Source organism: Pseudomonas sp. 13B_2.1_Bac1, from assembly GCF_025466155.1.
Classification (GTDB): domain Bacteria; phylum Pseudomonadota; class Gammaproteobacteria; order Pseudomonadales; family Pseudomonadaceae; genus Aquipseudomonas; species Aquipseudomonas aylmerensis.
This window is the reverse complement of sequence record NZ_JANLOH010000035.1, coordinates 107,607-121,560: the sequence shown is the minus strand read 5'-3', so window position 1 is coordinate 121,560 and position 13,954 is coordinate 107,607. Positions and strand designations below refer to the sequence as shown.

14 protein-coding genes are annotated in these 13,954 nt (G+C 62.1%); 10 read left to right on the top strand and 4 right to left on the bottom strand.

Annotation, left to right across the window (positions count from 1 at the left end; all coding sequences use genetic code 11):
• Nucleotides 1–17: 17 nt before the first annotated feature.
• Genes NTD80_RS07350 through NTD80_RS07340 form a run of 3 tightly spaced genes read right to left on the bottom strand, consistent with a single transcriptional unit; the run spans nt 18 to nt 1,962 of the window.
• Entirely contained in the window at nt 18–638 is a 621-nt protein-coding gene (locus NTD80_RS07350; RefSeq protein WP_262132907.1) for a DUF1120 domain-containing protein, read from the bottom strand.
• Between the two features lie 38 nt (nt 639–676).
• Nucleotides 677–1,294 (bottom strand): DUF1120 domain-containing protein, encoded by a 618-nt coding sequence (locus NTD80_RS07345; protein WP_262132905.1) that lies wholly within the window; start codon nt 1,292–1,294, stop codon nt 677–679.
• Nucleotides 1,295–1,323: 29 nt separating this feature from the next.
• Nucleotides 1,324–1,962, bottom strand: a complete 639-nt coding sequence (locus NTD80_RS07340) for a DUF1120 domain-containing protein (protein WP_262132926.1) — start codon at nt 1,960–1,962, stop codon at nt 1,324–1,326.
• Between the two features lie 395 nt (nt 1,963–2,357).
• Between NTD80_RS07340 and NTD80_RS07335 the strand changes: the two genes are divergently transcribed.
• The 7 genes from NTD80_RS07335 to dacB all read left to right on the top strand — a co-directional run bounded on the left by NTD80_RS07335 (nt 2,358) and on the right by dacB (nt 9,796).
• Nucleotides 2,358–2,783, top strand: a complete 426-nt coding sequence (locus tag NTD80_RS07335) for a hypothetical protein (protein ID WP_262132903.1) — start codon at nt 2,358–2,360, stop codon at nt 2,781–2,783.
• Between the two features lie 206 nt (nt 2,784–2,989).
• Nucleotides 2,990–3,625, top strand: coding sequence for a response regulator transcription factor (locus tag NTD80_RS07330; RefSeq protein WP_262132901.1), 636 nt, complete (start codon nt 2,990–2,992; stop codon nt 3,623–3,625).
• A gap of 95 nt (nt 3,626–3,720) precedes the next feature.
• Nucleotides 3,721–4,191: a nuclear transport factor 2 family protein gene (locus tag NTD80_RS07325; protein WP_065906989.1), complete on the top strand. Its 471-nt coding sequence runs from the start codon at nt 3,721–3,723 to the stop codon at nt 4,189–4,191.
• Nucleotides 4,192–4,227: 36 nt separating this feature from the next.
• Entirely contained in the window at nt 4,228–4,503 is a 276-nt protein-coding gene (locus tag NTD80_RS07320) for a GIY-YIG nuclease family protein (RefSeq protein WP_065906988.1), read from the top strand.
• A gap of 75 nt (nt 4,504–4,578) precedes the next feature.
• Nucleotides 4,579–5,514: a glutathione S-transferase family protein gene (locus tag NTD80_RS07315; protein WP_262132900.1), complete on the top strand. Its 936-nt coding sequence runs from the start codon at nt 4,579–4,581 to the stop codon at nt 5,512–5,514.
• A 139-nt stretch (nt 5,515–5,653) separates the two neighbouring features.
• Nucleotides 5,654–8,080, top strand: a complete 2,427-nt coding sequence (locus NTD80_RS07310; RefSeq protein WP_262132898.1) for a TonB-dependent siderophore receptor — start codon at nt 5,654–5,656, stop codon at nt 8,078–8,080.
• A 258-nt stretch (nt 8,081–8,338) separates the two neighbouring features.
• A complete protein-coding gene (dacB, locus tag NTD80_RS07305; protein WP_262132895.1) occupies nt 8,339–9,796 on the top strand; it encodes a D-alanyl-D-alanine carboxypeptidase/D-alanyl-D-alanine-endopeptidase in 1,458 nt (485 codons plus the stop codon).
• Nucleotides 9,797–9,802: 6 nt separating this feature from the next.
• On the opposite strand, the gene NTD80_RS07300 is transcribed toward dacB, so the two are convergent.
• Nucleotides 9,803–10,582: an IclR family transcriptional regulator gene (locus tag NTD80_RS07300; RefSeq protein ID WP_106805085.1), complete on the bottom strand. Its 780-nt coding sequence runs from the start codon at nt 10,580–10,582 to the stop codon at nt 9,803–9,805.
• Between the two features lie 119 nt (nt 10,583–10,701).
• Here NTD80_RS07300 and hmgA point away from each other — a divergent pair, with 119 nt between their 5' ends.
• Genes hmgA through maiA form a run of 3 tightly spaced genes read left to right on the top strand, consistent with a single transcriptional unit; the run spans nt 10,702 to nt 13,932 of the window.
• Nucleotides 10,702–11,985: a homogentisate 1,2-dioxygenase gene (gene hmgA, locus NTD80_RS07295; protein ID WP_262132894.1), complete on the top strand. Its 1,284-nt coding sequence runs from the start codon at nt 10,702–10,704 to the stop codon at nt 11,983–11,985.
• Between the two features lie 3 nt (nt 11,986–11,988).
• Nucleotides 11,989–13,275: a fumarylacetoacetase gene (fahA, locus tag NTD80_RS07290; RefSeq protein WP_262132893.1), complete on the top strand. Its 1,287-nt coding sequence runs from the start codon at nt 11,989–11,991 to the stop codon at nt 13,273–13,275.
• A gap of 12 nt (nt 13,276–13,287) precedes the next feature.
• Nucleotides 13,288–13,932: a maleylacetoacetate isomerase gene (gene maiA / locus NTD80_RS07285; RefSeq protein ID WP_262132892.1), complete on the top strand. Its 645-nt coding sequence runs from the start codon at nt 13,288–13,290 to the stop codon at nt 13,930–13,932.
• Nucleotides 13,933–13,954: the final 22 nt, after the last annotated feature.

Here is a 13,954-nt window from a genome sequence, read left to right as displayed (position 1 = left end):
CATGGGCGGCCAAGGGCCTACAGGTACTTCACTTCCAGGGTGGCCGAGCCGTCGAGGGTGACCTCGTTGCTCAAGTCCAGGCCGTCGGTGCGGGCGATGGAGGTATGAACCAGCAGGTCCAGCGACAAATCCTTGACCGGCAGCGGTTGAGTAGCGTCATCCATGGCGGCTACCGACATGTGCAAGCCTGCATCCCAGAATTTTTCGCTGTACCAATTGTCCTGGCCATTGAAGGAGGCAATCGGTTGTACCGCGACACCGTCAGCGACAGGGTTACTCAGTGTCAGACCGAACCAGCCCAGCTTCTGGGTGCCGTTGATCAGGCCAAGGCCGTAGTTGCTGGAGGAGACAGACGAGCCGGCTCGGTTGTCGACCGAATGCAGTGCAAAGGAAATTGCGCTGTCGCAGCTCACGACCATGGTCAGCGTGTGGTTGCCGATATTCGTCGGGTTATCCGGGCGCAGGTCTTTTGCAGAAATCTTGCCGTGGTCGATCACGCCGCCGCCGGACAGGGTCGGGGTGCAAGCGCTTGGTACGATCAGGCCCTTGACGGTCAGGTCAACGGTGGACGCGGCGTACGTGGCAGCAGAGCCGAGCAGCATCAGGCCGCTGGCGAGGGCAGTAAACAGGGGCTTCATGAGAGACGAGTTCCTTTCAATTGAGTCTGTATGTGGCATTACAGGTAGTTGACCTGGACCGTGGCGTGCCCGTCGACAGGCACTTCGTCGGTCAGGGTCAGGCTGCTGGAGGGAGCGATATGGGTATACAGGCGGATCTCGGCATCGAAGTCCCGCACGGCAATGGGCACCAGTTGGTTGCCCATGGCGATGGCTGTCAGCACGGTGTGGTTGAGCATGCTGGTGGGGGACCACGTCACGCCGCCGTCCCCTGAGGTGATGGTGCGTACCGCGACCCCGTCAGCCACTGGGGTATAGAGATGGAAGGCAGAACCGCCAAGTTTCTCGCCTTGCGCCGTCATGCCCAGGCCATGCCACTCGGGGTGGTTGGCCGAGGAACCGGCGCGGTTATCGACAGTGTTCAGGGTGAAAAAAGTGGGCGCTTCACAGCGCACGCTCAACTGCATGGACTGGTTGGACAGCGAGGTGAATTGCTCGGCGTTGAGATCCTTGGCAGCCATTTTCCCGAAGTCGACCGTGCCACCGCCGGAGATCAGCGGCGCACACGCGCTGGGAGTAATGGTGCCTTTGACGGCGAGGTCGGTGGAGCTGGCGGCCAGTGCAATTGGAGTGCTGAACAGACAGGCCACCAAAGGCATTGCGTGGAGAAAGTGCATCGTGAGCTCTCCTATGTTCTGGTTTGGGTTTACAGGTAAATAACTTCCAGCGTCGCTGAGCCGTCCATCGCGACTTCATTGGTCAGCGTCAAGGTATTGGTGGGGGCAATAGCGGTATTGAGCGCTATCTCCACCGTCAGACTCTGGAGCGGTTCGGGGTACCAGAGGGTGTCCGGCCCCTTGGTGCCAAAGGCAAACAGCTGGTTGGGTACTACCGAGTCGTCGTCGTAGAGTTCACGCCAAGTGGCGCCGTTGTCGGACGAGTTCAGCGCAGTCAACGGAATGTCGGATACCGGGTTGCTGAAGGACATGAAGTACCGGCCCAGTTTTTCACTGCCGTTAATCAGTCCCAGGCCGTACGTGATACCGAAGTTGTTGTGTGAGGAGCCGGCTCGGTTGTCTGTGGGTTTGAGCGCGAAAAGGGTGGACGCCTCACAGGTGACGCTCAGTTGTAACGTTTTGTCCGCGAGCCTGGTTTGGCTGTCGAGCTTCAGGTCTTTCGCGGATATCTTTCCGAAGTCGACGATCCCATTGCCAGACATGCCCGGTGTGCAGGCACTTGGCGTTATAAGGCCTTTGACGGTCAGGTCAACGTTGCTGGCAGCAAAGGCGGGTGCAGCACTGGCGAGTAAAAGGGCGATGCTCGACAGCGTCAGGGACTTGCTCATTTCAATACGTTCCACTACAGGGCTGGCTGATAGAAGTGCGCGCGGCATCATCCGGCCTTTCTGGAAGGCGGCGAGCAGGGCGGCAGGTTGCATTTGGCTGGGATTGCGGAAGGCCGCGAGTCCATTCCGTCTTTGCGGAGTGGCGGCAATTTAGCCGGGGGTGGCGATGGGGGAAATACAACTATTACGACAATTGAGGTAACACGTACTTTGGCGTGAGTTCGTGAGAATTTATGTTCTTGTTATGTAAGAAAATTGGATTTTTCGTAGTTGTTGTATCGTCATTTTTATATCTGCAAGGCTATTCATGGTCGCTTGTAAACAGTCGTGTGAGAGCCTTGGTGTGTCGCTGGACTCATGGGCTGGACAATCACTGTAAGCACAATGAGGCGACCATGGTGACAAGGGTATTTTCCGATCACGTACCTGTCCTGAAGTTGGCACCCTCGCCCTCGCCACCGTGGGTGGCAGAGCCGCCGGACACCCCCCAGAGTATTACGTGGCCAACCCGTGCCCGCCTGGTCGAAATTTTCGGCAGTGATGAAATGGTGAGCCGGGTGCTGGTCAGTCTGATGAATGAAGCCCGCAAGGACGATGCCTTGCTCGACCAGGCGCGGATCAGCGCCAATACAGCTTTGGTAGTGGAACGCTTGCATCGGCTGGTGGGCAGCCTGGCGTTTGTGGGTGGGGTCGACCTGGAGCGTGGCAGCGAGCAACTGATCGCGCGTGTCCAGGCCATGGGGGTAGCGGCGAATGCGCTGCAGTTGCAAGCGTTTCAACGCAACCTGCGGGTATACATCACCTATTTGAGCCGACTATGAACCGTTGAAATAGAGAACTTTGTAGGAGGTTTTTCTGTTGTGCTGCAGGCGTTGTATGTAGGTAATTTCTTTTTGTTTTGTAGGTCTAGTGCCGTTGGCTATCAATTACTGGGCGCGGTTAAAAACACCGTGCGGCGAGTGGTTGTTGAGGCTCGCGCACAGAGGTATTTTGCCAAAATTCCAATTGCCATCATCCGTGGGTATTTATGCTTCGTGTAATTATTGCCGACGACCATCCGATTGTGCGTATCGGGCAACGGGTGGTGATTGAAGCGGGCGGCCGGTGCAAAGTGGTCGGCGAAGCCGATGGGCCCGATGAGTTGCTCAAGTTGTTGAGCACGATGGCCTGCGATGTATTGGTGACGGACTTCGCCATGCCGGGCGGCCAGCAGGCCGACGGTTACGGACTGCTCGGCCTGTTGCGGCGCCAGTATCCGACTTTACCGGTGATCCTGGTGACCATGTTTGCCAACGTCGCAACGCTGCGGGCTTCGTTTGCCCACGGTGCACGCGCGATCGTCGCCAAGAGTGCGTCGGCCAGGGAGTTGCCGATCGCGATCAGGACCGTGATCCAGGGCGATACGTTTGCCAGTGAGTGCCTGAAGGCGCAACTGTTGGAGGCCGGCACCGGCGACCAACTGCAACAGCCGCAGTTGTCCAGCAAGGAGCGTGAAGTGGTGAGGATGCTCGCCAGCGGCATGACCGTCACCCAGATTGCCGCGCGGGTCAATCGCAGCATTTCGACGATCAGCAAACAGAAAAGTACCGCCATGAGCCGGTTGTGCATTTCCACCGACGTGGACCTGTTCGCCTATGCGCGCAGTTGCGGCATGGTGCCGTAGCGGGGGACGGGCCATTCCCGGCGTAAATGCCGATAGAGTTTTGCCCAGGCGCAGACTATCTTGATCGGCTTACAACCCTGGTTTGGAACCTGCCCATGAGCGATGCACACAACGCCCTGATCACCGAGTTCTACAGCGCCTTCCAGCGGCTGGATGCCGAGGCCATGGCGGCCTGCTACACCGAGGATGTGCTGTTCAGCGACCCGGCCTTCGGTGAACTGCGCGGCCGTGATGCCGGCGACATGTGGCGCATGCTTACCACCCGGGCCAAGGATTTTTCCCTGACTTTCGATCATGTGCGCAGCGATGAGACCAGCGGCAGCGCGCATTGGGTGGCCACCTACCTGTTCAGCGCCACCGGCAACACGGTGGTCAACGATATCGGCGCACGCTTTGTGTTTCGCGAGGGCAAGATCTGCGAGCACCACGACCACTTCGACCTGTGGCGCTGGTCGCGCCAGGCCCTGGGCCTCAAGGGCCTGTTGCTGGGCTGGTCGCCGGCGCTGAAAAACGCCGTGCGTGCCCAGGCGCTCAAAGGCCTGAAGGCATTTCAGGCCAGTCGTTGATAAGCTTGGCGCACCTCTGGATTACCGACTCGACCTGTGACTGATCTTCCTGCCCCCAAACCCTGGTTCGTCTACCTGGTGCGCGCCGCCAACGGCGCGCTGTACTGCGGCATCAGCAATGACCCGGTGCGCCGCTTTGCCTCGCACCAGAGCGGCAAGGGCGCGCGGTTCTTCCTGTCGAGCCCGGCAGTGGCGCTGGTGTACACCGAGCAATGTGCGAGCAAGGGCGAGGCTCTGCGCCAGGAACGCTTGATCAAAAAACTGAAAAAAAGCGCCAAGGAATGCCTGGCGGCGAGCGGCTCATTGATTTGACTGATGGGTTCCCATGATCCCCACGCGCGTGGTTGCAGGCTAAGCTAGCGGCTCACCTATCGAGCGGAGCCTGGCATGTCTGAGTTGATCCTTCATCACTACCCGCAATCTCCCTTTGCTGAAAAAGCCCGCCTGTTGCTGGGTTTCAAGGGCTTGTCCTGGCGCTCGGTGCATATTTCACCGGTAATGCCCAAGCCTGACCTGACGGCCCTCACCGGTGGCTATCGCAAGACGCCGGTGCTGCAAGTCGGCGCCGATATCTACTGCGACACTGCCCTGATCGCCCGCCGCCTGGAGCAGGAAAAAGCCGCGCCGGCGCTGTTCCCCCAAGGCCAGGAACTGGTCACCCAAGCCTTTGCCGCCTGGGCCGATTCGTTGGTGTTTTCACACGCGGTGGCGCTGGTGTTCCAGCCAGAATCCCTTGCGGTCAAATTTGCCAAAGTGCCGCCGGAAATGATCCAGGTGCTGGTGGCCGACCGCAGCAAATTGTTCAGCGGCGGCACGGCCGCCCGTGTGCAGCTGGACCAGGCCAAGCACCAATGGCCGGTGATCGTCGCGCGCATTGATCAGCAATTGCAGCATCAGTCGGGGGATTTCCTGTTCGGCGAGCCGTCGATTGCCGACTTTGCGCTGGCGCATCCGTTGTGGTTCCTCAAGGGGTCTTCGGTGACCGCGCCACTGGTGGACGCTTATCCCGCTGTCGCTGCGTGGCTGGAGCGGGTGCTGAGCTTCGGCCATGGCACGGCGACCCAAATGAGCGCCGAGCAAGCCCTGGACGTGGCGCGCAACGCGACGCCTGCGGTGTTGCCTGACGAGATCTTCGAGGACCTGAACGGCTTCAAGCCTGGTCAGCAAGTGAGTATTTGCGCCACCGACTACGGCACTGACCCGGTTGCGGGCGAACTGCTGTTCGCGGGCCGCGAGGAACTGATCCTGCGCCGGATTGATGAACGCGCCGGCACCGTGCACGTGCATTTCCCACGCTTGGGGTTCCGTATTCAGGCGTTGTAGGTGCGTTCGTGCACAGGGCCAGCGGTTTTTTTTGAATTATTTTCAAAATCAGGTGAGGTAAATCGTCAGCCCATCCGTGTAGTGCTTGAAACTGCGATCTATTCGCATTAACAGCGTTTTCTACACGGGTTCTCACAGCATGAAGTCGACGGCGGGCGGTTTGGTTAAACAGTGGCTGGGAGCCTCGGTATTGGCGGTGTCGGGGCTGGCGTTGCTGCCCCTGTGCGTGGCGCAGGCCCAGGAACAGCAAAGCGCCCAGTTCAATTTTGCCCTGGCCGCCAAACCGCTGCCCCAGGCCCTGAGCGATTTCAGCCGGGTTACCGGGATCAGCGTGATCTACACCGATGAAGCGCCTTACGGCCTCAGCGCCCCGGCGGTCAGCGGGCAAATGAGCGCAACCCAGGCCCTGCAACGCCTGCTGGGCAACTCAGGCTTCACCTTCCGCCAGATCGACGCCCGCACGCTGGCCCTGGAACCGCTGCCCACCGACGGCGCGGTCAACCTCGGTGCCACCACCATCAGTGGCGTTGGCCAGAACCCGTCCCAGGACAGCACCAGCTACCAGCCGCCGCCCACCAGTTCGGTGATGCGCTCCCACGGCCTGCTGCTGGAAACCCCGCAAACCGTCAACGTGGTGCCGGCCCAGGTGCTGCGTGACCAGACCCCGCGCAACCTGGATGATGCCCTCGCCAATATCAGCGGCATCACCCAGGCCAACACGTTGGCCAGCACCCAGGATGCGGTGATGCTGCGCGGCTTTGGCGACAACCGTAACGGCTCGATCATGCAGGACGGCATGCCGGTGGTGCAGGGCCGGGCGCTGAACTCCACGGCCGAACGCGTCGAAGTGCTCAAGGGCCCGTCCTCGCTGCTGTACGGCATCCAGGACCCGGGCGGCGTGGTCAATATCGTCAGCAAGAAGCCGCAATTGACCCAGGCCACGTCGCTGACCGTACGCGGCTCGACCTTTGGCGACGGCAAGAATGGCAGCGGCGGCAACCTCGACACCACCGGGCCGATTGGCGATTCGGGCCTTGCCTACCGCCTGATCGTCGACCATGAAGACGAAGATTACTGGCGCAACTTCGGCACCCGCCGCGAATCGTTGGTGGCGCCGTCGCTGGCCTGGTATGGCGACACCACCCAAGTGGTATTCGCTTACGAGCATCGCGAATTTCTCTCGCCATTTGACCGGGGTACCGCCATCGACCCCAAGACCAACCACCCGTTGGATATCCCGTCGACCCGTCGCCTGGACGAGCCGTTCAACAATATGGAAGGCCGTTCCGACCTGTACCGTTTTGAAGTCGATCACGAACTCAATGACGACTGGAAAGCCCACTTTGGCTACAGCTGGAACCGTGAAACCTACGACGCCAGCCAGGTGCGCACGGTGTCCGTCAACGCCAACGGCACCCTGACGCGCAGCATGGACGGCACCCACGGCGCCCTGACCACCGACCGCTTCGCCACGGCGAGTCTGGAAGGCAAGGTCAACCTGGGCGGCATGCAGCACGACCTGGTGTTCGGCCTGGACGACGAGTACCGCAAGATCTACCGCGCCGACCTGATTCGCCAGGCGCAGCGCAGCGTCTTCAGCTACGTCAATCCGGTCTACGGCAGGGACGTGGAAGGCACCGCCGTCAGCGCCAAGGACAGTGCCCAGACCGACCTGCTGCGCAGCGACTCGCTGTTCTTCCAGGACTCCGTTCACCTGACCGACCAGTGGATCTTCGTCGCGGGTGCGCGCTATCAGATGTACGACCAGTACGCCGGCAAGGGCGTGCCATTCAGCGTCAACACCAACGGCAACGGCCAGGCCTGGGTGCCACGTGCCGGCCTGGTGTACCGCTACACCGATGAGCTGTCGTTCTACGGCAGCTACACCGAATCCTTCAAGCCCAACTCCACCATTGCGCCTTTGGCCGATGGCAGCAAACTGACCGGCGACCTGACGCCGGAGCAGTCCAAATCCTGGGAACTGGGCGCCAAGCTCGACATCCCCGGACGCATCACTGCCAGCGCAGCATTGTTCAACATCGACAAGCGTAACGTGTTGGTATCGGTGGGTTCGGGCGCGAATACCATCTACAGCATCGCCGGCCAGGTGCGTTCGCGTGGCCTGGAACTGGACGCCACTGGCCAGTTGACCGACCAATGGAGCGTGATCGGCAGCTATGCCTACACCGACGCCGAAGACGTAAAAGACAAAGACCCGACCCTGGAAGGCAACCGCCTGCAGAACGTGGCCAAGCACACCGGCTCGCTGGCGCTGGCCTATGACTTCGGCAACGTTTTTGGCGGCGACCAACTGCGCGTCGGCACCGGCGCACGGTATGTCGGCGCCCGCGCAGGCGACGCCGCCAACGATTTCACCTTGCCGGGCTACACCGTGGCGGACGCGTTCGCCACCTACGACACCAAGATCGAAGGGCAGAAGGTCAAGTTCCAGCTCAACGTGAAGAACCTGTTCGACCGCACCTACTACACCTCGGCGGCCAGCCGGGTGTTTGTATCCCTTGGCGATGCGCGACAGGTATCGGTCTCGAGCACGCTGGAGTTCTAAAGATCCACCGTTGTGGAGAGCGGGCTGCCTGTGGCAAGCAAGCCTTTTTTGGGGCCGACATGCTTCCTGTGGTGAGCGGGCTTGTCCCGCGTTGGGCTGCGCAGCAGCCCCAAATCCAGGCACCGCGATACCCCTGAAAAAAACGCGGTGGCTTTATTGGGGCCGCTTCGCCGCCCAACGCGGGGCAAGCCCGCTCGCCACAAACACCTTGAGCTGTTAGCGTTGCCGCCACCTGGAGCTTTGCGGAACACGATACTGATGCACTTTGGACGATGGTTACACACCGGCACGCTGTGGGTCGGCTTGAGCTTTTTACTGGGAGGTTGCGCGAGTGTTTCGCCGACCTCCACCCCAGCGACCCTGGACCAACTCCTGGCCGACCCGGCCCTCAACGGCGCCACCGTCTCAGTGATGGTGCGCGACGCCCGCAGTGGCACCACCCTCTATCAGCACAACCCGCGCACGCGGTTGATCCCGGCCTCCAACCTCAAGCTGCTGACCACTGCTGCAGCGATGGATGTGCTCGGCCCGCAATATCGCTTTTCCACCCAGCTCTTGAGCAACGGCACCCGCCAAGGCGAGCGCCTCAGCGGCAACCTGTACCTGCGTGGCCTGGGCGACCCGACCATGCAGTTCGCCGAATACCAGGCGCTGGCCGCCCAGCTGGCGAGCCAGGGCGTGCGCCAGGTGCAGGGCGATTTGGTGTTCGACGACACCTGGTTCGACGCCGAGCGCCTCGGCGTGGACTGGGCCCAGGATGACGAAAGCACCTACTACGGCGCACAGATTTCGGCGCTGACGGTGTCGCCCAACAGCGATTTTGATGCGGGCACTTTGCTCGTTACCGCCCGCGCGCCGGTGGCAGTCGGGCAACCGGTGAGTGTCGCGGTGAGCCCGGCCACCGATTATGTGCAGCTCAGCAATCGTGCGGTGAGCGGAGCGGGCAACAGCTACGCGATCACTCGCCAGCACGGCACCAACCTGCTGCAACTCAGCGGCGCGTTGGCGCCGGGCAAGCAAAGCCGGCAGTGGGTGAGTGTGTGGGAGCCGACACAACTGGTGGCCAATCTGTTCGAACAGGCGCTGGCGCAGCAGGGCATCCAGGTGCTGGGGCGGCGTGTGATCGGTGGGAGCAGCCCTGCGACGGCCACTGTGCTGGCGGAGCATCAATCGGCACCGCTGCAGGACCTGATCACGCCGTTGCTCAAGCTCTCGAACAACAACATGTCCGAAGCCTTGCTCAAGGCCATGGGCCGCAAGACCTCCAATGCCGGCACGGCAGCGGCGGGCGTGGCGGCGGTGGCGGGCTTTCTGCAGCGCCAGGGGCTGGACCCGGCGACGCTGAGCCAGGTGGACGGCTCGGGCTTGTCGCGACGCAACCTGGTGTCGTCGCAGACCCTCACCGACCTGCTGCTGGCCACGTCCAGACAGCCGTGGTTCGAGGCCTGGTACAACGCCTTGCCGATTGCCGGGAATGCCGACCGCATGACCGGTGGCAGCCTGCGTTATCGCCTGCGTGGCAGCGCTGCCGAAAACAACCTGCACGCCAAGACCGGCTCGATGGCCGGCGTGTCATCGCTGAGTGGCTACATCACCGACGCCAAGGGCCGGCGCCTGGTGTTCTCGATGATCAGCAATAACTACGTGAGTGATGCCGCGCCTATTCGCGCTGTGGAAAACCGCGTGGCGCTGGCCTTGAGCCAATGGCACGAGTGAGTTGACTCAGGGCTGATAGCCCATGCGCCAACTCACGGCCCGAGTGGCGGCCAGCAAGTGCTGGGCCGCCGGGCCATCTTCATCGGCGTGAAACAGTGAGGTGGGGCCGACCACGGTCATCACCGCCGCCACTTGCCCGACCGCGTTGAACACCGGCGCCGACAACGCATCCACCCCTGGCATCAGCAGGCCGTGCACAAAGTGCAGGCCGCGCTGGCGGATCTGCTCGCAGGTGCGCGCATAGGCCTGATCGTCTGCCAGGGCATGAGCGATGCCGGCCTGGACCTCACGCTCACGCAACTCCACGGTTTCCCGCGAAGGCAGGAAGGCGCTGAATACCAGCCCGGTCGACGAACTGAGCAACGGCAACACCGACCCCAACTGCGTCACCACGGTGATGGCGCGCACCGCCGGCTCGATGTGCACGACGGTCGCGCCTTGATTGCCCCACACCGCCAAAAAGCAGGTTTCATTCAATTCATCGCGCAGTTCCGCCAGCGGCATCGCGCCGACTTTCAGCACATCCATGCTGCCCAGCGCGGCCAGGCCGACACGCAGCGCCTCGCGGCCGAGACCGTAGTGGTTGGTGGCGGTGTTCTGTTCGGCAAACCCCGAGGCGATCAGCGCCTGCAGGTAACGGTGCACCTTGCTCGCCGGCATTTGCACATGATCGGCCAGGCGTGACAGCGACGTGGCCGGCGACAATTCGGCCAGGGCCTTGAGGATATCGGTGCCCACTTCGGCCGAGCGGACTTTCTGTTTACCGGTGTCGCGGGGCTTTTCCATGGAGGGGCGAGAATCCGAGAGATGAATGGGCGTCTTTATAGCTTGACGGTCGACAGTGATCAAATTACGTTATGCGTAACTGGATTACGATAAAAACAACTTCCGTCAGAGGATGATCCATGAACCTCGAATACCTCTCGGGCTTCGGCAATGAATTCGCCAGCGAAGCCCTGCCCGGCGCATTGCCGGTCGGCCAGAACTCCCCGCAAAAAGCGCCCTACGGGCTGTACACCGAACTCTTCTCCGGCACTGCCTTCACCATGGCGCGCAGCGAAGCCCGCCGCACCTGGTTGTATCGCATCCAGCCGTCGGCCAATCATCCGGCGTTCGCCAAGCTGGAGCGGCAATTGGCCGGAGGACCATTGGGCGCGGTAACGCCCAATCGCCTGCGCTGGAACCCGTTGGATATTCCGAGTGAGCCGACGGACTTTATCGACGGACTGGTCGGCATGGTCGCTAACGCCGGCTCGGAAAAGCCTTCAGGTATCAGCATCTACCACTACCGCGCCAACCGCTCGATGGACCGCGTGTTCTTCAACGCCGATGGCGAGTTGTTGCTCGTCCCCGAGCAGGGGCGCCTGCGCATCGCCACCGAACTCGGTGTGCTGGACGTCGAGCCGCTGGAAATCGTGGTGCTGCCGCGCGGCCTTAAATTCCGCGTCGAACTGCTGGATACGCAAGCGCGCGGCTACGTCGCCGAAAACCACGGCGCACCGCTGCGCCTGCCGGACCTGGGGCCCATCGGCAGCAACGGCCTGGCCAATCCACGCGACTTCCTAAGCCCCGTCGCCCACTACGAAGACTTGAAACAGCCGACAACGCTGGTGCAGAAATTCCTCGGTGAACTGTGGGCCTGCGAGCTCGACCACTCGCCGCTGAACGTGGTGGCCTGGCACGGCAACAACGTGCCGTACAAGTACGACCTGCGCCGCTTCAACACCATCGGCACGGTGAGTTTCGATCACCCGGACCCGTCGATCTTCACCGTGTTGACCTCGCCCACCAGCACCCACGGGCTGGCCAACCTCGACTTCGTGATCTTCCCGCCGCGCTGGATGGTGGCCGAGAACACCTTCCGTCCGCCGTGGTTCCACCGCAACCTGATGAACGAATACATGGGCCTGATCCAGGGCGCCTACGATGCCAAGGCCGAAGGTTTCCTGCCCGGCGGCGCCTCGCTGCACAGCTGCATGAGTGCCCACGGCCCGGACGGTGAGACCTGCACCAAGGCCATCAATGCGGACCTGGCGCCGCACAAGATCGACAACACCATGGCCTTCATGTTCGAGACCAGCCAGGTCCTGCGGCCCACGCAATTCGCGCTGCAATGCCCGCAGCTGCAACCTTCCTACGACGCGTGCTGGGCCTCGTTGCCTGCCACCTTCAACCCGAATCGGAGATAACCCATGACGCAATCAACCCTCACCCGCAGTTGGGTAGCCTCCGCCAACGGTCATCGCGATTTTCCCCTGCAGAACCTGCCGCTGGGCGTGTTCAGTATCAACGGCTCGGCACCGCGCAGTGGTGTGGCGATCGGCGACGCGATCCTCGACCTGCACGCGGCCGTGGACGAGTTCGACGGTGAAGCCCGGCGTGCAGTTGAAGCCACCGCCGGCGGCCAACTGAACGCCTTTTTCGAACTCGGCCGAGGCCCGCGCGTGGCGTTGCGCGAACGGCTGCTGGAACTGCTCGCGGAGGGCAGCAAACTGCAAACCCGTGAAGCGCAGGTGTTGCATCGCGCCGCTGATTGCCAGATGCACCTGCCAGCCAAGATCCACGACTACACCGACTTCTACGTCGGCATCGAGCACGCGCAGAACGTTGGCAAACTATTCCGCCCGGATAACCCGCTGCTGCCGAACTACAAGTACGTGCCGATTGGTTATCACGGACGTGCCTCGACCATTCGCACCTCGGGCGCCGAAGTCCGCCGTCCCAAAGGCCAGACCCTGCCGGCCGGGCAGACCGAACCCAGCTTCGGCCCCTGCGCACGCCTGGACTATGAGTTGGAACTGGGCATCTGGATCGGCCAGGGCAATGCCATGGGCGACTCGATTGCGATTGGCGATGCGGCCGAGCATATCGCCGGTTTCTGCCTGCTCAATGATTGGTCGGCGCGGGATATCCAGGCCTGGGAATACCAGCCGTTGGGGCCGTTCCTGTCGAAAAGCTTTATCACCACGATCTCGCCCTGGGTAGTGACGGCCGAAGCGCTGGCGCCGTTCCGCAAGGCGCAACCGGCGCGTCCCGAAGGCGACCCGCAACCGCTGCCGTACCTGCTGGATAAGCGCGACCAGGCGGGCGGGGCCCTCGATATCGAACTGGAAGTGCTGCTCACCACCGCATCGATGCGTGAGCAGAACCTGCCGGCCCACCGCCTGGCCCTGAGCAACAGCCTGCATATGTACTGGACCGTGGCGCAGTTGGTTGCGCACCACAGCGTCAACGGCTGTCAGTTGCAGGCCGGTGACCTGTTCGGTTCGGGCACCTTGTCAGGGCCGCAGGCCGGGCAATTTGGCAGCCTGCTGGAGATGACCGAAGGTGGCAAAAAACCGATCGAATTGCCCTCCGGCGAGGTGCGCAAGTTCCTCGAAGATGGCGACGAAATCATCCTGCGTGCGCGTTGCAGTCGCGAAGGCCATGCCTCGATTGGCTTCGGCGAATGCCGCGGCACCGTGGTCGCCGCGCGCTAGGAGGGCAGGGCGATGGAACTCTATACCTACTACCGCTCCACCGCGTCGTACCGGGTGCGCATCGCCCTGGCGCTCAAGGGCCTGGATTTCACTGCGCTGCCAGTGAATCTACTGGTGCCGGCGGGCGGCGCCAATCGCCAGCCGGAGTACCTGGCCATCAACCCGCAGGGCCGCGTGCCGGCCTTGCGCACGGATGACGGCGAGTTGTTGATCCAGTCTCAGGCGATCATCGAATACCTGGACGAACGTTATCCACAGGTGCCGCTGTTGTCCGAAGACCTGGCCACCCGTGCGCACGAGCGCGCGGTCGCCTCGATCATTGCCTGTGACATTCACCCGCTGCACAACTCCAGCACACAGAACCTGCTGCGCCAGTGGGGACATGACGAGGCGCAGTTGCTGGAATGGATCGGGCACTGGATCAGCCAGGGCCTGGGCGCGGTGGAGCAGTTGATTGGCGACGAGGGTTATTGCTTTGGCGCGCAGCCGGGGCTGGCGGATGCGTTTCTACTGCCGCAGGTGTATGCGGCAGAGCGCTTCAAGGTGGCGTTGACGGCGTACCCGCGTATCGGGCGGGTAATGGCGTTGGCGGCTGGGCATCCGGCGTTCCTTCAGGCTCATCCCGCAAATCAGCCGGATACCCCTGCCACCCCGTGAATCTGAAGGCTTGCACCGATCA

What these genes read in the sequence shown, in the direction of transcription:
- NTD80_RS07350 (WP_262132907.1), bottom strand. Translation starts at nt 638, where the DNA reads ATGAAGCCCCTGTTTACTGCCCTCGCCAGCGGCCTGATGCTGCTCGGC.
- NTD80_RS07345 (WP_262132905.1), bottom strand. Translation starts at nt 1,294, where the DNA reads ATGCACTTTCTCCACGCAATGCCTTTGGTGGCCTGTCTGTTCAGCACT.
- NTD80_RS07340 (WP_262132926.1), bottom strand. Translation starts at nt 1,962, where the DNA reads ATGAGCAAGTCCCTGACGCTGTCGAGCATCGCCCTTTTACTCGCCAGT.
- NTD80_RS07335 (WP_262132903.1), top strand. Translation starts at nt 2,358, where the DNA reads ATGGTGACAAGGGTATTTTCCGATCACGTACCTGTCCTGAAGTTGGCA.
- NTD80_RS07330 (WP_262132901.1), top strand. Translation starts at nt 2,990, where the DNA reads ATGCTTCGTGTAATTATTGCCGACGACCATCCGATTGTGCGTATCGGG.
- NTD80_RS07325 (WP_065906989.1), top strand. Translation starts at nt 3,721, where the DNA reads ATGAGCGATGCACACAACGCCCTGATCACCGAGTTCTACAGCGCCTTC.
- NTD80_RS07315 (WP_262132900.1), top strand. Translation starts at nt 4,579, where the DNA reads ATGTCTGAGTTGATCCTTCATCACTACCCGCAATCTCCCTTTGCTGAA.
- NTD80_RS07310 (WP_262132898.1), top strand. Translation starts at nt 5,654, where the DNA reads ATGAAGTCGACGGCGGGCGGTTTGGTTAAACAGTGGCTGGGAGCCTCG.
- dacB (WP_262132895.1), top strand. Translation starts at nt 8,339, where the DNA reads ATGCACTTTGGACGATGGTTACACACCGGCACGCTGTGGGTCGGCTTG.
- NTD80_RS07300 (WP_106805085.1), bottom strand. Translation starts at nt 10,582, where the DNA reads ATGGAAAAGCCCCGCGACACCGGTAAACAGAAAGTCCGCTCGGCCGAA.
- hmgA (WP_262132894.1), top strand. Translation starts at nt 10,702, where the DNA reads ATGAACCTCGAATACCTCTCGGGCTTCGGCAATGAATTCGCCAGCGAA.
- fahA (WP_262132893.1), top strand. Translation starts at nt 11,989, where the DNA reads ATGACGCAATCAACCCTCACCCGCAGTTGGGTAGCCTCCGCCAACGGT.
- maiA (WP_262132892.1), top strand. Translation starts at nt 13,288, where the DNA reads ATGGAACTCTATACCTACTACCGCTCCACCGCGTCGTACCGGGTGCGC.